The sequence below is a fragment of the Parabacteroides leei genome (assembly GCF_023369805.1).
Classification (GTDB): Bacteria; Bacteroidota; Bacteroidia; order Bacteroidales; family Tannerellaceae; genus Parabacteroides; species Parabacteroides leei.
Window position 1 is genome coordinate 1 of the sequence record NZ_JAMBQG010000033.1, and the last position, 19,231, is coordinate 19,231.

17 protein-coding genes are annotated in these 19,231 nt (G+C 44.5%); 8 read left to right on the forward strand and 9 right to left on the reverse strand.

Annotated features, from left to right (window positions below; genetic code table 11):
* The first annotated feature begins 302 nt into the window (after positions 1–302).
* The 3 genes from M1P97_RS25470 (at position 303) to M1P97_RS25480 (ending at position 3,065) form a co-directional block, all read left to right on the forward strand.
* Positions 303–596, forward strand: coding sequence for an HU family DNA-binding protein (locus M1P97_RS25470; RefSeq protein ID WP_394803955.1), 294 nt, complete (start codon positions 303–305; stop codon positions 594–596).
* Positions 597–666: 70 nt separating this feature from the next.
* Positions 667–1,992, forward strand: a complete 1,326-nt coding sequence (locus M1P97_RS25475) for a sigma-54-dependent transcriptional regulator (RefSeq protein ID WP_195374471.1) — start codon at positions 667–669, stop codon at positions 1,990–1,992.
* A 5-nt stretch (positions 1,993–1,997) separates the two neighbouring features.
* Positions 1,998–3,065, forward strand: a complete 1,068-nt coding sequence (locus M1P97_RS25480) for a sensor histidine kinase (protein ID WP_249390552.1) — start codon at positions 1,998–2,000, stop codon at positions 3,063–3,065.
* On the opposite strand, the gene M1P97_RS25485 is transcribed toward M1P97_RS25480, so the two are convergent.
* From M1P97_RS25485 to M1P97_RS25500, 4 genes are all read right to left on the reverse strand, one after another.
* A complete protein-coding gene (locus M1P97_RS25485) occupies positions 3,039–3,923 on the reverse strand; it encodes a DUF3108 domain-containing protein (protein WP_249390541.1) in 885 nt (294 codons plus the stop codon). The two genes, M1P97_RS25480 and M1P97_RS25485, sit on opposite strands and share 27 nt — an antisense overlap.
* Positions 3,862–5,775 carry an Ig-like domain-containing protein gene (locus tag M1P97_RS25490; RefSeq protein ID WP_195374473.1) on the reverse strand — a complete coding sequence of 638 codons (1,914 nt, stop codon included), beginning with the start codon at positions 5,773–5,775 and terminating at the stop codon, positions 3,862–3,864. The genes M1P97_RS25485 and M1P97_RS25490 overlap by 62 nt, the downstream gene beginning before the upstream one ends.
* A 113-nt stretch (positions 5,776–5,888) precedes the next feature.
* Positions 5,889–6,338 (reverse strand): hypothetical protein, encoded by a 450-nt coding sequence (locus M1P97_RS25495; RefSeq protein WP_195374474.1) that lies wholly within the window; start codon positions 6,336–6,338, stop codon positions 5,889–5,891.
* A 133-nt stretch (positions 6,339–6,471) separates the two neighbouring features.
* Complete coding sequence (locus M1P97_RS25500) at positions 6,472–7,734, reverse strand: DUF2851 family protein (RefSeq protein WP_249390542.1); 1,263 nt, start codon at positions 7,732–7,734, stop codon at positions 6,472–6,474.
* Positions 7,735–7,844: 110 nt separating this feature from the next.
* On the opposite strand from M1P97_RS25500, the gene dapB reads away from it, so the two are divergent.
* From dapB to M1P97_RS25520, 4 genes are read left to right on the forward strand one after another with little or no spacing between them, the layout of a single operon-like run.
* Positions 7,845–8,561, forward strand: a complete 717-nt coding sequence (gene dapB, locus M1P97_RS25505; RefSeq protein ID WP_195374476.1) for a 4-hydroxy-tetrahydrodipicolinate reductase — start codon at positions 7,845–7,847, stop codon at positions 8,559–8,561.
* A gap of 18 nt (positions 8,562–8,579) precedes the next feature.
* Positions 8,580–9,977, forward strand: a complete 1,398-nt coding sequence (gene lepB / locus M1P97_RS25510) for a signal peptidase I (protein WP_249390543.1) — start codon at positions 8,580–8,582, stop codon at positions 9,975–9,977.
* Positions 9,978–10,027: 50 nt separating this feature from the next.
* Positions 10,028–10,885 carry a signal peptidase I gene (gene lepB / locus M1P97_RS25515; RefSeq protein ID WP_249390544.1) on the forward strand — a complete coding sequence of 286 codons (858 nt, stop codon included), beginning with the start codon at positions 10,028–10,030 and terminating at the stop codon, positions 10,883–10,885.
* 1 nt (position 10,886) lies between these two features.
* Positions 10,887–11,516: a WbqC family protein gene (locus M1P97_RS25520; RefSeq protein WP_195374479.1), complete on the forward strand. Its 630-nt coding sequence runs from the start codon at positions 10,887–10,889 to the stop codon at positions 11,514–11,516.
* Here M1P97_RS25520 and M1P97_RS25525 read toward each other — a convergent pair whose 3' ends face one another.
* From M1P97_RS25525 to M1P97_RS25540, 4 genes are all read right to left on the reverse strand, one after another.
* Complete coding sequence (locus M1P97_RS25525; protein ID WP_249390545.1) at positions 11,517–11,792, reverse strand: HU family DNA-binding protein; 276 nt, start codon at positions 11,790–11,792, stop codon at positions 11,517–11,519.
* Positions 11,793–12,048: 256 nt separating this feature from the next.
* Positions 12,049–13,140: a 2-aminoethylphosphonate--pyruvate transaminase gene (phnW, locus tag M1P97_RS25530; protein ID WP_249390546.1), complete on the reverse strand. Its 1,092-nt coding sequence runs from the start codon at positions 13,138–13,140 to the stop codon at positions 12,049–12,051.
* A gap of 27 nt (positions 13,141–13,167) precedes the next feature.
* Entirely contained in the window at positions 13,168–13,950 is a 783-nt protein-coding gene (phnX, locus tag M1P97_RS25535) for a phosphonoacetaldehyde hydrolase (protein WP_249390547.1), read from the reverse strand.
* A 45-nt stretch (positions 13,951–13,995) separates the two neighbouring features.
* Positions 13,996–15,336, reverse strand: a complete 1,341-nt coding sequence (locus tag M1P97_RS25540) for a DUF5690 family protein (RefSeq protein ID WP_195374483.1) — start codon at positions 15,334–15,336, stop codon at positions 13,996–13,998.
* A 199-nt stretch (positions 15,337–15,535) separates the two neighbouring features.
* On the opposite strand from M1P97_RS25540, the gene M1P97_RS25545 reads away from it, so the two are divergent.
* Positions 15,536–16,414 carry a hypothetical protein gene (locus M1P97_RS25545; protein WP_249390548.1) on the forward strand — a complete coding sequence of 293 codons (879 nt, stop codon included), beginning with the start codon at positions 15,536–15,538 and terminating at the stop codon, positions 16,412–16,414.
* Between the two features lie 101 nt (positions 16,415–16,515).
* Here M1P97_RS25545 and M1P97_RS25550 read toward each other — a convergent pair whose 3' ends face one another.
* Positions 16,516–18,771: an inorganic phosphate transporter gene (locus tag M1P97_RS25550; protein WP_249390549.1), complete on the reverse strand. Its 2,256-nt coding sequence runs from the start codon at positions 18,769–18,771 to the stop codon at positions 16,516–16,518.
* Positions 18,772–19,231 lie beyond the last annotated feature (460 nt).

Here is a 19,231-nt window from a genome sequence, read left to right on the forward strand (position 1 = left end):
GGACTAAAATGAACTTCTTAAAACGTTTTATTTTACTCTATTCTTTGATAACACTGATGTTAGATTGTTTTTAATTACCAATATTTATTACCTTTACCGCCGTAAATAACCGAGTTCTGAACGAACTCATTTAAATTGATAGGACATACTCCAAAAGCCTCCTGAGATACACAGGAGGATATATTATCCAATAGCAAAGATAGTATACTCCGTATAATACGTTCAATTTTAGGTTCTTTACATACCAAAATTACACTCTGCTTCTACCGTAAAAAAGATAGAAGTTTATTAGTAAAATATACATTAAAAAAAACGAGAACATGAATAAAAACGAGTTGATCCAATATGTAACGGAAGATACAGGATTAAAGAAAAAAGACGTGAAGGCTGTATTGCAATCGATACTTCAAGCATCTACAAATGCACTACAACAAGGCGAGCCTGTCACAATGATCGGTTTCGGAACATTTCACCCCTGGCAGCAAACCGCTCGTCCGGCCAGAAATCCCAAAACCGGAGAACCAGTTATGATAGCACCTCGCAAATCTGTGAAGTTCCGTGCCGGAATAAAGCTACTCGAAGATCTGAATAAATAAGTGTCAAATATTTTGACGCTCGCTTGCAAAGTATTCCGGAAGCGGATACCTTTACGAAAAAATAGATCGTATGCAAGCAGGGACAGTTCTTATAGTAGATGATAATAAAAGTGTACTGACGTCACTCGAATTATTGCTGGAAGACGAATTCGAACGGGTCGAAACCGCATCAAACCCCAATAAGATACTTTCAGTACTCGATACTATGCCTGTCGATCTCGTTATCCTCGACATGAATTTCTCAGCAGGTGTCAACACCGGCAACGAAGGCCTGTTCTGGCTTCGCCGCATACAGGAGATCGTACCCGGTCTGCCTGTTATCATGCTTACTGCTTACGGGGATGTGGAGCTAGCAGTAAAAGCACTTAAAAGCGGTGCGACAGACTTTGTTCTCAAACCGTGGGACAATGACGTACTACAGGAAAAGATACATACGGCATTGCAGGCAGCTTCCCTTCCTCCCCGTACCTCCCGGCCATCCGAACCGGCCATGATCATCGGTCACTCTCCCATTATGATGAAACTGATCAAAGTAGTTACCAAAGTCGCCAAAACGGATGCCAACGTACTTATTACCGGCGAAAATGGAACGGGAAAAGAAATGCTGGCTCGCGAAATACATCGTCTGTCTCTCCGTAGTCGCCGGGAGATGATCAATGTCGATATGGGTGCTGTTAGCGAATCACTGTTTGAAAGCGAGTTGTTCGGACATGAGAAAGGCGCCTTTACGGATGCCCGGGAAAGTCGTCCGGGAAAATTTGAAGCAGCCAACGGCAGTACTTTGTTTCTGGATGAAATAGGTAACCTGCCGATCGGCTTACAGGCTAAATTACTGGCAGTCCTCCAGAACAGGGAAATCACCCGTCTGGGAAGTAACCGGAAAATACCTGTCGACATTCGTCTGATAGCAGCCACCAACCGGAATTTATCGGAAATGGTTGAACAATCTTCCTTTCGCGAAGATCTGTTTTACCGTATCAACACCATACAGATAGAAATTCCTCCTCTCCGAAATCGCCGGGAAGACATTCCCCTTTTTATCGATTATTTCCTGAAAAAATATACCGTTCTTTATAAACGAACCGGACTGACTCTTCATCCACAAGCGGTAAGCAAGCTCGAAGCATACGACTGGCCGGGAAACATCCGCGAATTACAACATACGATCGAAAAAGCCGTTATCCTGGCTGAAAAAAACATAATCCGTGCCAGCGACCTGTTTATCCGTCCCGGAAAAGCAGTGTCTTTTACTGAAGTTCCGAATCTCAGTGAGGTAGAACGCAAAGCGATCGAAACCGCCATTACCCAGAATGACGGCAATCTGACTGCGGCAGCCGAACAACTGGGAGTAAGCCGGCAAACCCTCTACAACAAACTGAAACGATTTAACCTGTGAAACGCATGTTCAGCATACGTATTTATATACGCATTATCCTACAGGTTACACTCATCCTCATCGTGGCCGGAATAGGTGTTGCAGGTATCATCAGTGGAAAAGCGATCATCCTGGGTACGATAGCAATATTTATTGCTGCATGGCTGGCAGGATTACTCGTCTATTTTCTCAACGCCTCCAACCGTCGGATACAACTCTTTCTGGATGCCATTGAAGACAATGAATCGATGCTTTATTTTCCCGAGAATACCGGTAGCGAAGAGCAACGCCGTCTTCACGCAGCCTTCAACCGGATCCACGGCCTAATGACAGAAAACAAACAACGGGAATTCGACCGCGAACTCTACCGGAAAGAATACGAGTCATACGACAAGCTGATGCACGTACTGACACATGAGATCATGAACTCGATCGCCCCGATCGTATCCCTTTCCGGTACGCTTCTCTCCTATTTCCAAACGAAAGGAAATGCCAAAAACAGCGATGAGATCAGCGACGCAACCATCCGCAAGACCATCCGCGGACTGGATACGATCAAAAGCCAGGGGCAGAGCCTGATGAACTTTACCGACTCGTACAGGCAACTTGCCCGGCTGCAACAACCCAAACCCAAACCTTTCTCGCTACCTCACCTGATAAGAAACATCGAAATGTTGTTTCATTCGGACCTGCACCGCTTGCAGATACAATTCTCGATCGATCTTTTCCAGGAAGAAATTGAGGTCAACGCCGATGAAGAACTACTTTCACAGGTACTTATAAATCTGTTGAAGAATGCCATGCAGGCCTTGGAAGGACAAGAAAACGGAGAAATATCATTGAGCGTGAAACAACTACGAACAACGACCTATATTGAAGTAAAAGACAACGGCCCGGGTATTCCCCACGACATATTGGAAGATATTTTCGTTCCTTTCTTTACTACCAAAGATACAGGAACAGGCATCGGTCTCAGTCTCTCACGGCAGATCATACGGATGCATGGCGGCGAACTTCAGGTAAGTTCCCGCCCCTATTTCGAAACACTGTTCACGATTTCCCTGCCGCTAACGCCTGGGAATTTCCACACGTGAAGTAAGCGGATAGCGCAACCCCTTGGAGGATTTATAATAGACCTCAGCAGCACCGATCTTTAGTTTAGCCCGTATCTTCACAGGTATATGGTTTTCGTCATCACCGACCCACAACTCGGCAGCCGCTTTACTTTGGGTAAATGCATCATCATAGATATCTATAAAGAAATGACGGGTACGATATTTCAAAGTTTCATTCCGTTCCACAATCGCTTGTCCGGTATACCGGAAACTGATGTTAATACGGTCGCGCCCGATCGCCACATGAAACGGGAATTCGTCCCCCTGCTTCATCTTTTCCCAATCCAGCGAACGAAGATACATGGTAGCTCCCAACATATCAAACATATACTGTTCGGAGACAAGCATCGTATCGATCTTGGTCCGGCTGGGTGTATACCGGTGGGAATGGACAGATGTCCGTCCGTTATCGTATGAAAACTTCAGATCATCTATCAGATAATAATCATTCTCATTCACACGTTTCTCGCTCCTGAGCAACACCATCTCGGGAGAGAAATAACAATCGATCGTATCACGCATCGGAAACACCTTTTCAAACATACCCGATGTACGGAACAGCAGGTTATAATGATAAGCCTTCTTCCCTTCATAGTGGGCATCATGAATCGACAGAGTAGCCTGTCCGGCACGGGGCATCAATAACCCCCATTTGAAATACAACTCATATTGTACCTCTTCTCCGGCTTTGAACCGTTCTTTTACCGGAATCACCTGTGCGTCGACTATTTCCGGAAGCAACAGCAATAAGGTGACCACCAACAGGCCGATCAACCTAGAACGGCATACTACTACGGCCGCTATTGCTGCTCGAAGATGATTTCTGCTGTGTTTCATCTTTATAATTTCTTTTCTTCTTGGTTGCCTCTTTGGGCTTATTCTTTGTAATCTCGAGCGGTTTCTGTTTAGCCCATGGAGTCCCTTTCACATTCCATGTTTCTTCGACTCTCCAGTTCTGCATCACCTCATATTTTTTAGGTGAATAATAAACCTCTTCCGGCTGACGCTTTTCTGCATAATTACCGGTATCCCATTTGCCGTTCCCATTGAGGTCGACTACCAGGCGGGCATAATACTTATCCGGCTTCAGGTCCATAAAGAGGGCGCCACCGTTTTTCACCTTCGATTTACGTATAGGGGCATCACTACTGTTCAATAGTTCGACATAAGCAGTAGTATCGACACCTACTATATTGATATATAGATGCCCGTATTCATCTTCTTTCTTGATCTTAAATTCACCGGAGAAAGGTTCGTTCCATTTATCGTAAATACTAAAGATCGTCGCCGAATCTATTTCCAGACGATATTCCTCCCCGTATTTCCACGGACGACGGATAAAGTAATTCAAACTATTCGTCGAGTCCGGGAACAATTGGAACTCAACCGGAGTCCATACCGTGTCGACCTTCTGATCCAGGTAGAACAACTCTTTCGACAAATCCATGACCGGCTCGCTAAAAGTAACGGATATCGTATCAAACAGATCCATCGACGTCGGTGCATCGACCTGCATACCCAGGAAGACGATCGGTTCGGGTTCATCATCTTTCTTCTTTTTCTTCTTTTCCGGACGACGACGCATCACAAACTGGAGCGTATCGGTTTGCGGACGCAGTATATTCAGCGAATCGCTCTTCGGATAAGACAGTTCGACCTTCAATGTATCCTGTTGCCAGACAAGCGAATCAGTCAGCCAGTAATTAACAGCCGTTCCGCCTTCTGTCTCCTGCATAAAATACCAGGAGGAATCCGCCGGAGTAAAATTAAGCGGCCTCGGCTGGGGAATCGTATCCAGCGGAGAGTTAAAACGCACCGTCAACAAATTTTCCTGCTGACGTTCCGGTTTCAACAGATACTGGCGGACAAAATCTTCCTTAAACAGACGCAATTCGATATCATCCGGGAAATAACGGGTATAAGCCACTGTCTTGATCGTATCGATCGTCAGACTATCCTTCCAAAGCGTATCCTGACGGCTGGTCAGTTCGAAGGAAGGAATAATGATCGAATCGTTGAAAGCTATTTCTTCGCCCGGCTGGTCGAACTTATAGTCACGGTTCACATCATTCAAACCGAATATACGGTAACTGCCGGGAGAGATATTACGGATCGTGAACTCTCCCTTGTCATTCGTACGTGAAGTACGGTCGAACGGCAATTTCACAAAGGCTGAATCTTCCAGGTTCCGGTGCAGACCGATCGTGATACCGGGCATCGGTTCCAGGTTCTCTGCATTCAACAGAATACCCGACACCTCCAATGTATCGATCTTATCTCCCGTCGAGAACGCAAAAGAGAAATTCTCGAATACATTCTTCTCATTGTTATCGGAGATCGAATTGGTAAAGTCGACCGTATAAGTCGTATTATCTTTCAATGTATCTTTCAATTCGACAATCACCTTTTTCCCTGCGGCACGGATGACCGGCAACTGCATCTGCGGCGGAGTGATGATCACATTCTCGGAGGGTTTATCCAACTGCACCAGTTCATCAAACAGTATCTCGATCCGTTTTCCCTTATAATTCGTTTGGTTCGGTGCTGGAAGGCTGCTGACATATTTAGGTGGGGTCTCGTCGTAAGGACCTCCGTTCGGAGATGCCATATTCGCGCACGAATACATCGTGACCAACAGGAATATCCCACAAGCAGCCAGCAGTAAATCTCTTATATATCTATTTCCCATTCAATTGCTTTTTAATCAGATGGCAAAAATAGGGAAAAATCCCGTGACTAATCGTGATATTACGCTAAATAAGAATACTTAACAGCTGTGAACGGTAAAACGTAACTATTACGTTATTTCTCGCCAGATGCTTTTTGTGTAATAACCAGATTCTCTGTCAGACTCAAAAAGCCCCCGACATCAATGGTAAGTGTCCGCTCATAAGGGAATTCGTTTTTCGCAATATCGATCTGAAGGTTACCCTCCTTATTCTTTAGAATTTTAAACCAGTCTCCTTCCAACGTATCTCTATAACGAACGACATCTTTCATCCATTCATCTGAATATTTATAAGTAGTATTATTGAATATCGAGTTTTCGCCATTGATCTTCGCCTGGCTCCGTAATACATACCAAGTTATCTTATCTGCTCCCACGCCGACAGTAACACTATTGCTTGGGGAAGCCACCGTCATATCATGCTTTTCCAAATTGATTTCCATCAATCTTCCGGGGACTTCTATCGTATCGTCACAACTTATCAGGCAAAAAATGCAGATAAGATAAAGAGCAATCTGTTTCATAATGCGACATTTATCAGATTAAACAAATATACGCCACTACTTGAATGACTTGTGGCGAATATAGCAAATTAATCTCATTATACAAGCCCAAAAACATCATTATTAATCAGAAAGTTCGTGTATTTTCATATGTTTAATGTTTCAGATAACGAAACCCGATCCGGCAATACAAACATTTCTTTTTTTCGCAATATTCCCGCTTCAACTGGATAAGTGCCTGGCTATCGCCGGCATGGCAGACTTTGATCCCTGCCGAGACGAATCCGGTTACGACCGTATTCTTTTCCGGCGGAAGAGTTTCCAGGATACGAATGGCACGCTCGCAATATTCCGGACGTTTGTTTCTCACTCCGTAAGCAAACATCACCGGAACAACTGTATTTATCAAGAGGATACATAAAGAATTCTCTCCTACCGGCTTATCCTTCTTTGCCGAAACGCTCCGGAAATGGTAATGCGTCTCCCAGTAACCGGAAGGACGAACCCGGAAACACTGCTTGATCTGTCCGACATTTCCGGCATCCAGGATCACAGAGAACAGCGTATCATATTGTACCCAAATGGAAGCCAGCTGTGCCAGTTTCAGATACGGGAAATTGACCGGACGGGTACGTAGACTTTTAAACTGCGAACTGTCTAAAGGTGTCAGTCCGAACTTATGCCGCAAGAACCGGTATTCCCGCTGAAGCAACCGGTAATAATGACAATCTCCCGGCTCTTCCAACATACCGGCCTGCCCGAACAACAACGCTTCAATCTGCGAATGGCTGCTACGCTGCTTTTGTATATACCGGAACGGTAGACTTTTGGCCAGACGCTCGAAAATATCGTTATTCACTCCAAAGCCGAAATTACGGGTTAAAGTAATATAAAAAACTTCGTTCCAGTCATTCTCATACTGATCCAGCAAACGAAATATATCGGCCGTTTTCCGTTCCAGTCGTTCACTCAGCAGGGCGCCCAGCCAGGAAGTTCTATGAAAAGACTCTATCTGAGGAATATAGCCTGCACAAGGTAAAGACACATCACGATATAACAACCAGTCGATATTCTGTATAACCGACTCCGGCACTGCCAGTTGCATTTGCGGAATAAGCTCCCCGTTCGTCCGGAAGACTGTGCAGTCGGAGACCTCCACTATATGAAGTATAACAGCATCATAGGCTTTGTCCTTATCATGGCGATGAAGTAGCCAGTCGGAAGCTTTTGTATGGATTTCAATACCTCCGACCCATAATGTATCATCTATTTTAACTTTTGCATTGAAGAAGTCCGGACCGGCATCGGTGTTAGGTATTCCCGGATCGATTACGGATACTGAATAACCGTCAGTGGTAAGAAGCGGAGTTGTCGGATACAGTCTGTATTTCCAAACATAATGTAATAAACGTTCCATATTATTTTCAGAGTTAAGATTTATGCCACAAATCTAATTCATTTTCTTTATATTTGCACCCTTGATGGCTAAGTTATTAGCCCTATTTATTCATTTTATTCTGAAAAGATATGAAGATTGCACTTATCGGCTACGGCAAGATGGGAAAAACCATCGAACAGATCGCATTAAATAGAGGGCACCAGATCGTCTCTATCGTAGATATAAACAACCCGGAAGAATTTCAGTCAGACAATTTCAAGAGCGCAGACGTAGCCATCGAGTTTACCACTCCGGCAACTGCTTTCGACAATTACATGAAGAGTTTTGCAGCAGGTGTCCCGGTCGTTTCCGGTACCACCGGCTGGCTCGACCGTATCGGCGAAATAAAAGAAAAATGTGCAAAGGAAGGCAAAACATTCTTTTATGCATCCAATTTCAGCATCGGCGTAAATATCTTTTTCGCCCTCAACAAACACCTGGCAAAAATCATGAACAATTTTCCTTCATACGCAATCAGTATGACGGAAACACACCATATTCACAAATTGGATGCCCCCAGCGGAACAGCTATCACGCTGGCAGAAGGTATCATTGAAAACGTTGACCGGAAAGAACGCTGGACACTGGAAACAGCCGAACAACCTACCGATCTGCCTATCCATGCTATCCGTGAAGGAGAAGTTCCGGGTATACATGAAGTCACTTACGAATCGGACGTCGACTATATCAGCATTAAACATGATGCGAAGAGCCGTGCCGGTTTCGCCCTCGGAGCAGTGGTTGCAGCCGAGTTTACTGCCGGGAAGAAAGGCTTCCTCGGTATGGATGATATGCTTAAATTTTAATTCCACAGAAGTTTACAAATGAAAAAGTTTTCCAAGAAACAATGGATCAAGTTCGGCATTTCTGCCGTATTGTATATACTCTTTTCGATCTGGATGCAGAACCTTTGGTTGCTGCTGGGGTTGATCGTTCTGGTAGATATTTTCCTGACACAATACATTCCCTGGGGAGCATGGAAACGGTCGAAGAACCCGGCTGTGCGCAATGCATTGGAATGGGTGGACGATATCCTGTTCGCTTTGATCGCTGTCTATTTCATTAACCTGTTCATTTTCCAGAACTATCAGATACCGAGTTCTTCGCTTGAAAAGTCATTGTTAGTGGGCGATTATCTGTTCGTAAGCAAACTGAGCTACGGCCCGCGTGTTCCGAACACCCCGCTGTCGTTCCCGCTGGTACAAAACACCTTGCCGTTCTTCAACTGTAAATCTTATCTGGACTGGCCTGAATGGGGATACAAACGCGTAAAAGGTTTCGGTCATGTAAAACGCAACGATATCGTAGTGTTCAACTTCCCTGCAGGCGACACAGTTGCCCTGAAAGTGCAAAACCCGAGTTACGATGAACTGGTCGCCATGTCGGGACGCGACCGTATCTGGCTGGATAAAAATACATTCGGTGATGTGATATATCGTCCGGTAGACAAACGCGAAAATTATGTAAAACGTTGTATCGGTATGCCCGGTGATACAATCGAGATTCGTAACAACCAGGTTTATATCGATGGGAAAGCCCTCAAAAACCCTGAAAACATCCAGTTCAACTACTATGTTGAAACTGACGGCTCACCACTAACAGAAGAACAATTCCGCCTGCTGGACGTAAGCAAAGACGACCGGATGATCGCAAACAATAGCGGATATTATCAGGATTACCTGTCTTTCCTGGGTTTCACCCCGAATGCCAACGGGCAATACAATATGGTTTACCGGATGCCTCTAACTCCGAAAGCCCTAGCCATCGCAGAGAAGCTGCCTTCCGTAAAGAAGATCGTTATCGAGCCGGATGCACTGGGTGGAACCACTTATCCAGCCTGGTATGAAACAGGTTGGACACGTGATAATTTCGGTCCGTTGTGGATACCGAAAAAAGGAGCGACCATTCCTCTCACTGAACGTAACCTGGCTTTATATGGCCGTTGCATCAAAAACTACGAGAACAATACACTGGAAGTCAAAGACGGCAAAGTCTATATCAACGGCCAGCCGGAAACAAAATATACCTTCAAATACGACTATTACTGGATGATGGGCGATAACCGCCATAACAGTGCCGACAGCCGTTCGTGGGGATTTGTTCCGGAAGATCATATCGTAGGAAAACCGATCCTGATCTGGTTGTCGCTGGATAAAGACCGCAGCCTGTTCGACGGTGGTATCCGCTGGAACCGTTTGTTCCGGATGGTGCACCCCGATTAATTCGAAGTTCAACTGTCATTTGTCGACTGTCATCTGTCAACTTGAATAATATGGCAAAACGTTCCTTCATATCTGTAATGGGATGGCTGGCAACAATAGTGTTGCTGGTGGGGATCGTAATGGCAGTCCGGCATTTCTGCATGGAATCTTTCCATGTATCTACCGACTCTATGGAAGTGGCTTTGCACAAAGGAGACTATATCCTCGTCAATAAACTTCCCCTAAAAGATAATCCGGGACGTAACCGGGTAGCGTTGTTCTACAGCCCATTGCTGAAAGACACGGTATTGAAACCATTGTTCCTCAGTCGTTGTATCGGAATGCCCGGCGATACGATCCGGATCAGTAATGACGGATACCGGGTAAACGGGAAGCTGATTCCCCATTCTCCCCGGTCACTCAATACATATATCGTAACGCAGGAGGCAATGGATGAAGTTCTGACTACACAAAAAAAACTAAATATCCCACTCAGAAACCTGAAAGAAGAGCCATTCGGTATTTCCTTCAGTCTGACCTCTTTCGAAGAATATCAGTTACGTGAAGAATTGTCGGAAAATGCAAGTATCCGTTTCCTTAAGAAGCCGATGGAAAGCTACGAACTGATCGTTCCGCAAAAAGGAAGAGCCCACCGTCTGGATGACGCTGCTCTCACCGCCTGCCGCGAAGCGATCCAGACAGAAGCCGGTGAAAAAGCCGTCTTCCGTGACAGAAAACTATTCCTCGACGGACGTGAAGCTGCTTTCTTTTTCTTCGATCAGGATTATTACTGGATGCTTTCAGACAATGCCAATGAAGCAGTGGATTCCCGTCATCTCGGATTTATTCCCCGTGACCATATCATAGGAAACGCATGGCTCTGCTGGTACAGCAAAGACCGGCAACGAATTTTTAAACCTATAAACTAACATGCAACCAGTATATATTTCTTCGGCCTATCTGGGCCCCGTACAACAATATTGTAAGCTCCTCCAATTCAAAGAAGTCCGGATCGAAACGGGCGAAAACTATCTGAAGCAAACGTATCGCAATCGGTGTACGATAGCTGCAGCCAACGGGCCTTTATCATTGTCCGTTCCTATCGTTAAGCCCGATACCTTGAAATGCCTCACGAAGGACATTCGTATATCCGATCATGGCAACTGGCGCCATCTGCACTGGAACGCATTGGTATCGGCCTATAATATGAGCCCGTTCTTTGAATATTATGAAGAAGACTTTGCTCCGTTCTACGAAAAGAAATTTGAATACCTCTTCGACTTTAATGAGGAATTAAGAGAAATGGTTTGCCGCCTGTTGGATCTGCAGGCAGATATTGTATATACGGAAGAATATAAGCCGGAAGTGCCTAACGATTATCGTGAGATCATCCGCCCGAAACACGAAGGGGAAGATCCCGCCTTTCTCCCGAAACCCTATTACCAGGTATTCCGGGAGAAATTCGGATTCCTCCCCAACTTAAGTATCGTAGACTTACTTTTCAATATGGGACCGGAAGGAATTCTGATCTTACGCGATTCCATCCGCCATCCACAGTAATTACTTGTTCAAGTCTTCAAACAGGAACTTACCAACACTGAATTTCACACTCAGACGTTTTGGTATTACAACCACTTCACCTGTCTTCGGATTACGTGCCGGACGGCTGTTCTGTTCTCTTGGAGAAAGAGTTCCAAAGCCCTTCAGCACTATCGGATCTCTCTGGCGAAGAGCTTCAGTGGCCACTGAACAAAAGGCATCCAACATAGCGTTAACATCTTTCTTGTTACAACCACTTTCTGCAGCTATGGCAGCAATTAAATCTGATCGTTTCATTTGCTTTTATAAATTAAAGTACAACCTTTTTTAAGAAAACTATTTCTTTAGTAAAAAACCAGGATTAGTTGAATATTAATGGATACAAACGTAATCAAAAAATATCAGGTATACATTGTTTTTTCAGATTTATTTTTCTGTCAGGCCATAAAAAGCAATATTACTCAACAAAATACAATAGAAAACGCCCGAATCCGATCAAAATGATAGCCAGATAAACGAGTTGCGCACATTACATGATATGAAGGTGATCCTGTCAGCTGATCGGTGTCAACCTGATCACTTCCAATAATTTCTCCATATCCTGAGGGAAAACATCCCCGATATTACCGATACGGAAGGTGTCGGCATCCGATATCTTTCCGGGATAGATAACAAAACCTTTCTGTTTCAGGGATTCATAGAATGCTTTAAAGTCGAAATCGGCATGGGGATACAGGAAAGAGGTAATGATAGGACCTTGTGAGGCATCCGGCAATAACGTCTTAAATCCGAGGACACGCATGCCATCCACCAAAGTACGGTGATTTTTCTTGTAACGTTCATAACGGGCTGTAATACCTCCTTCTTCATTCAGCTCTTTCATGGCTTGGAAGAAAGCATGAACCACATGTGTAGGAGAGGTAAAACGCCATTTGCCTCCACCTTTCTCCGTAGCTTCCCATTGTGCATAAATATCGAGAGAAAGCGAACGGGCCACTCCTTTGCAAGCCATCAGTTTTTCTTTCTTTGCAATGATAAAGCCAAAGCCGGGAACACCCTGGATACATTTATTGGCACTGCTCACCAGGAAATCGACATCCAGTTTTTTCATATCGATAGGAACACCGCCGAAGCTACTCATAGCATCTACAATAAATGTAATACCCTTATCACGAATCACTTCTGCAACTTCTTCGATCGGATTCAATAAACCGGTAGTCGTTTCGCTATGCACCATCGACAGATGCGTAACACCTGGATTTTCTTCTAATGCACGGCGGGCTACTTCACCCGTTATCAACTCTGTTTCATGTAAAGATACCAATACATGATCGATATGATAATACTCTGCAATCTGCGCCATACGTTTGCCATAAGCACCGTTGGCCAGGATTAGTAATTTATCGGTGGATTTCACTGCCGCTCCAATGGTTGCTTCTACACAATATGTTCCGCTTCCCTGCAAAAGCACTGTTGTATATTCATTTTCATCCAGTCCGGCGATAGCCAATAGACCTTTACGGATCGGGGTTACAATTCCTTCGTTGTAATCTTTATCCCAGGTACACCAATCCTGCAACATGGCTTCGCGTACGGTTTGTGAAGTACTTAACGGACCGGGTGTCAATAAAAGATAGTTTCTCATTTTCAGTAAATATATTATGTCTTTATTTTATCGGTTAATTTTCTCTATGCAAGCCGGGAGTTCGGTGATATTATCGAGTACGAAATGGGCACCGGCAGCCATCATCCGTTCACGGACTTCGTGTTTCAGCACAGCCAGTTCATCGGGGGTACGATGGTTATATTCTTCTTCCGTAATTCCCATCTCATTACTTCCGGTGATGACACCGATACTCCATACCTTGGCATTGATACCTTCTTTGATATCGGCGATCGTATCCCCTACTTTAACAATGTTATCGACAGAAGGGATGGCAAGATCGATCATATTCTTATAGATCATATAAGGAGCAGGACGGCCGGCAGGAAGATTGTCGGGAGTGACCAGATTGTCTACCACATAGCCTTTGGCTGCGGCACCGGGACGTACAACGTCCATCATCGCTTGCGTATAACCGGTAGTCGAACCGATCTTTATACCGTTTTCACGCAATTCTTTTATCGTATCCAATACGCCCGGTATCGGAGTCGTGAAGTTCGTCAGCGAAGCAAACAGGTGCTTTTCGAAGCTCTGGTACATCTCATTCACATCATCCATATTCCAGTCGCGGCCATAACGCCCACGGAATTTGTCGTTCACCTCCGGCATATTCAAAATAGCTTTGATGTGATCGATCTTAAGAAGTCCCATCGGCTCACGTGCCTGACGATAGGTAATATCTATTCCTTTTTCTTCGGAAAACACCTTCAGGAAAGCATTCAACGGGGCGAAACATCCAAAATCGACAGCCGTTCCGGCCCAGTCCATAATAACACACGAAATCTTCTTCATAACTACTTATATATTTACATTATTATATTACTACTAGTCTATCTGTCAGGCAACAGTGATAGCATTCTGCGGAGTGGCTTCGAGCGTCTCTTCCCGGGCGGCTGTCACACCTGTTTCCTTCCGGAAACGCTGGTGCAAATATACAAAGGAACAGATAAATGTGACACAGCAAAAGATTCCTACATAACCCGCCAACCGGTTATAAAATACAGCCCAGTCGACATCCGGGTTACAGAATTCTTTCAGGACAAGCACCAATACCGTTCCGGTATATCCAAGGAAATCTGTTGTCACGATAAAGAAACCGACATTGCCACGAATCCTGAAGCAAGCGATGAACCGATCGAAAAAGATAGTCTGGAAAGTCAGGTAGGCAATATACAGGCATAGACTCTGAACAAACAACCACACGACAGGCGAAAGCTGCAACTGCTGCTGTCCAAAAGAGACGACCGCCATCACGATCATTCCCGTTATGATCAAACCAAACAATACCGAGAGAGCCTTCAGGTTATCTTTCACCAACACCATCAGACCGAATATTCCGAGGATAATCAAGGTAACCACACTGTCAATCTGGGCGAAAAGCCAGGGAGAATAGGCTGAGACATCGATGATATTCACCAGAAAGTCTTCCTTTATATCCCGCAAAACTACAATCGCGATATTAGCCACAAAAAGCATACTCAGGAATGGCATAAAACTTTTGAACAGTTCCCAGCGCTGTTTGCCGTTGAGGGTTTCACGCTCAGACTTCATCGCTATATCTTCTTTGTTCGGTTCCGGTAACTTGTTCAATGCCCAGCCGAGCAACAACAGAAGAGGAAGTGCCACCGTACCGATCAGCGCCGGCATCCAGAATTCACTCACCTGAAAATGGTTCATGACATACAATCCGACAGACTTGGCCGTACCCGAACTGATAACCATGCTGACTCCCAGCAGGCTTGCCAGGATATCCGTCACCCGCCGTCCTTCAATAAAACTGAATATCACTCCCCACATACAACCTAGCGACAAACCGTTGAGGAACATCGCCGCTACATTAAACGGAGTAGAAAGTAAGCCGAACAAGATCAGAGAGGCCTCTGCCAGTAAAACAGAAGTCAGGATAAACTTGAAACGCTCTTCCGGTTTCAACTCGGAGATCAGCTTGATGCCGATAAACTTGGAGATCACATAACCCAGGATCTGGGAGATCGTCACCACTACCTTATAATCCATATCGAAAAACTCGGCGTTCTCAAAAGAAGCCGCAGTAAAAGGTTTGCGAAGGGCATAAACCAGTGAATAGGATAATAAAGCGGCTCCTCCGGCCCAAAGAATGAACAGGAAATCGGAAAGACGCTTCCGGGTAGTTTCGTTTATCTGCAAAAAGTTGTTCATATTCATGCTGTCATTTTGTTTTCGGCAGCAAAAGTATCCCTCCCATATTACAGGAGTATTACTGAATACATGAATCTATATTATTAATATATAACGGGATATCAATAAATTATAAAGAAATATTTATGTAACATTCATGTAACGGGAACGCAACACACAAGACGTTATTTTGCAGAAAATAACAGATGACAGTATAAATATGAACGACTTTTCCGAACTCTATAAACGGATTGAATATCTAAGGAACAGCGGCGTAAAAATGAAAGAAATAGCCGATTGGGTCGGCATGGCCCCCAGCGTACTTTCGTCACTTTACACAACCGTCTTACCTGCCTATTTCGATGCGGCTAAGACAATGCCGCAAAACGAAGCGCTCGACCAGGCACTATCACTAGTCAATAATGTATCTAAAAGACGTTTGCTTACCGGACTGGAAGAAACCTTGGCCCGTCTGGACGAGTTGGAACCGAACCAGCAACAGACACAAAAGGGAAATTCCTTTATCGAATCGTTGAATGAAGAACTATCGCTTTCCGCACGGAGGTTATCCAATATATGCGGACTGTACAACAGTTACAGCCTGTCTTCTTCTTCCGATTGTTTAAAATGCGAACCGTTCATCATCGCACTATCCGAAGATAAAGAGTATATCCGTATAGGCCGGCTCAATGCATACGGGGAAGTACAATGGGGAATCGGTGTAAATGGCGATCCCCAGAACTTTTACTGCCTGTTCAGCGAAAGCCCCGTTCCGCCGTTGATTCTGGTCACCGTCTACCTGCAAATCCCTATGTTCAGGAATCCCGGGCAATTACGAGGATTATACCTCGGACTGGATTATAACCGGAATCCGGTAGCCCGCCGCATCGTCCTGATAAAGGAATCGGAAAGCACATCCACCGAAGATTTCCTGACGATGAAAGGCTGTCTGATCGCCAAAGAGGATTTCACGCCCGAACAACAGGTCTATTACGACTACACATGCCAGACAGGTGATTACATAAAAATGTGTACCGTCCCTTCCCTCCGCATGGATGAAAGCGACCTGATAAAAGAAAAAAAGATGCTGGCACTCTAACCGGCATCTTCTTCTCCAAAATCAGTTTCACCTAGGAGAAACTTTCGTTTCATGCTTGAGAAACTTTTGTTCCTTCTAGGGGAAACTTTTATTTCGCCTAATTATTCTTTCTGGAACTTGCGACTCACCTTAATCAGGTTAGCAGTAAACGAAACCACATTCTGCGCTTCCTGCACCATATTCAAATAGACCATACTGACCTTCGTGCTGCCACTTTGCCCCTGGATACGTTTCAATTCACCTTTCTTCAAGGCTGTAAGCTGGGCAGTCAGTGCCACAGATTCGGCCACCACATCGTCCAGGCGATGATAATCGTTCTTTTCGATCATAGAAGCACAACGGTTGAGGTAAGCCACGATACTTGTCGTCATCTTGCCGAAATCTTCTTTCTGCACATCACTCAACGGACTGAAATTGTTGTCGACATGCTCCTTGCTCGGTTCTGTCAGACGGCGGATACTGAATATAATCTCGCTGGCGAAATCGTTACCCTGATAATAATACAATCCCTTTTCTACCGCAATATCATGTTCCAAGTGAGTAACACCCAATGTTCCGACACGTTTTACCTGCTTCAGATGGATCTTCTTCTCCTCTACTTCATTCAGTACTTTGCGCAATTCACGAAGGTTTTCATCCATAAAACCGTGTACCGACCTGTTCAAGGCATCGGAGGCAAACTCCAATACAGAACTCAACTCCTCACGACTGTGTTCGCGGAACAATGAGAGTGCTTCGTGGCTGTCGGTCGTATCGCGCAGTTTGGCCACAGTGGTGTTCACTTCTTCCTTCAAGGCCTCTTTTTTCATTTTCTTCTTATAAGCCACCTGACTACGAATTAACATATAGACTGCCAATCCAACCATAGCAGCCATAGCTGCTATGCCACCGAAATAAATAATCATAGCAACCAGAAAACAAATCGTGAAAGCAGCACCAGCAGTAATAAACCATCCACCGATAACCGACAAGACACCAGTAATACGGTAAACTGCACTTTCACGTCCCCAGGCACGGTCGGCCAATGAACTACCCATTGCCACCATGAATGCCACATACGTAGTGGAAAGTGGCAATTTCAATGAAGTACCAAGTGCAATCAACAGACCCGAAAGAACCACATTGACCGAAGCACGTACCAGGTCGAAACTTGCTCTATCTTCAAGTATAATCTCATCATTATTAAAACGACTGTCGATCCAATCCTTTACCCGAGGAGGAACTACACTCAGAATTGTACTGGATGCATTGTTGCAGGTACGTACCAACATACGTGCTACCGGAGAAGTTCCGAAATTCTCATTCCCATCCGACTGACGCGACAGGTCCAGTGAAGTTTTCACTACGCTATGAGCCTTCTTGGAAGTTGCTAATGCTATTACCATCACCAACCCGGACCCTACAAGGAAATACCAGGGTGTCTGCGCCGGAGATAACAACGATCCCATCAGGAAAGTATCCGTCGTTGTTGTTCCACCCTGTGCCATCAAATCTATATAAGAGGAATAACCTACGAGTGGCACACCGATAAAGTTCACGAGGTCGTTACCGGCAAAGGCCAAAGCCAGGGCAAACGTACCCATCAGGACAATTACTTTAAAGACATTCACCTTCAACCAGTGAAGTACCTGCATCAGGATCGTGAAAAAGATAAATGCACCCCATACCACTTTATCGGTATTACTATATATAAGCGTTTTCAGTTCGCCGTCCATAAAGGAACTTTCTTTCAACCCTTTTATCAACATAAAATAAATGATTGAAGTAGCCGCAAGACCACCGAACAATGCAATAAAGTATTTCGTATGTTTCTTATAATTAAAGGTAAAGATCAAACGCGATATGTACTGCACCACCGATCCGAAGAAAAAGGCAATGGCCACCGAAAGGAATATAGCCAGGATCACGGTAAATGCTTTATCTGTATTCAACAAGTCTCCCAATTGTAAAGCTCCGTCGGAATGAGCTATCTTAACCAGTGCAATAGCGACTGTCCCTCCCAGTAATTCAAAGACCAACGATACCGTAGTGGATGTCGGCATCCCCAGTGAATTGAATATATCCAATAACACGACATCCGTTAGCATAACGGCCAGCAGGATACACATGATCTCGGAGAAAAAGAAATGTTGCGGTTGATAAATCCCATGTCGGGCAATATCCATCATACCGTTTGACAAGGAGGCGCCGACAAATATACCTATCGCGGCGATGACCATAATAACTTTGAAAGATGCGGCCTTTGAACCGATTGCAGAATTAAGAAAGTTTACTGCGTCATTACTGACTCCCACTGACAGGTCAAACACCGCCAGTACAAAGAGGAAAATTACGAGGAACAGATAGAATGTTTCCATAAACAATTGTTAGAGATTCGACAACAAAGGTCTGAAACAAATATTTCACATGTGTTACACGGATGTTACAAACATGTTACAACTATTAAATCGCCCTTAATATTAAAACAAGCTTAGGAAAATAAAGTTATCGCACTAAGGGTTTTTCCTATTTCGCAACACACCGGTCCCCCGTGTTACTTATTTCATAACTATAACCCAAACATTACATTTCTGTATCGCTCAAAGAGCAATACAGAAAATATGGAATGAAATTTGCCCGGTTATTAACAAAAATATAACCGTTTATGAAACAAATCATACTACCAGATAATATATATTTGTTTCTGAAAACTTATTGGGAAATAAGGGGGTCGGTTAAGTAAGAGAGGGAAATGCCCGGAGTCAAATCCGGACTTTCCCTTTCGTTGTTTTTATATCCTCCATAAAGTGATCTTTTTTTCTTCCTGCCAGTAGGGGG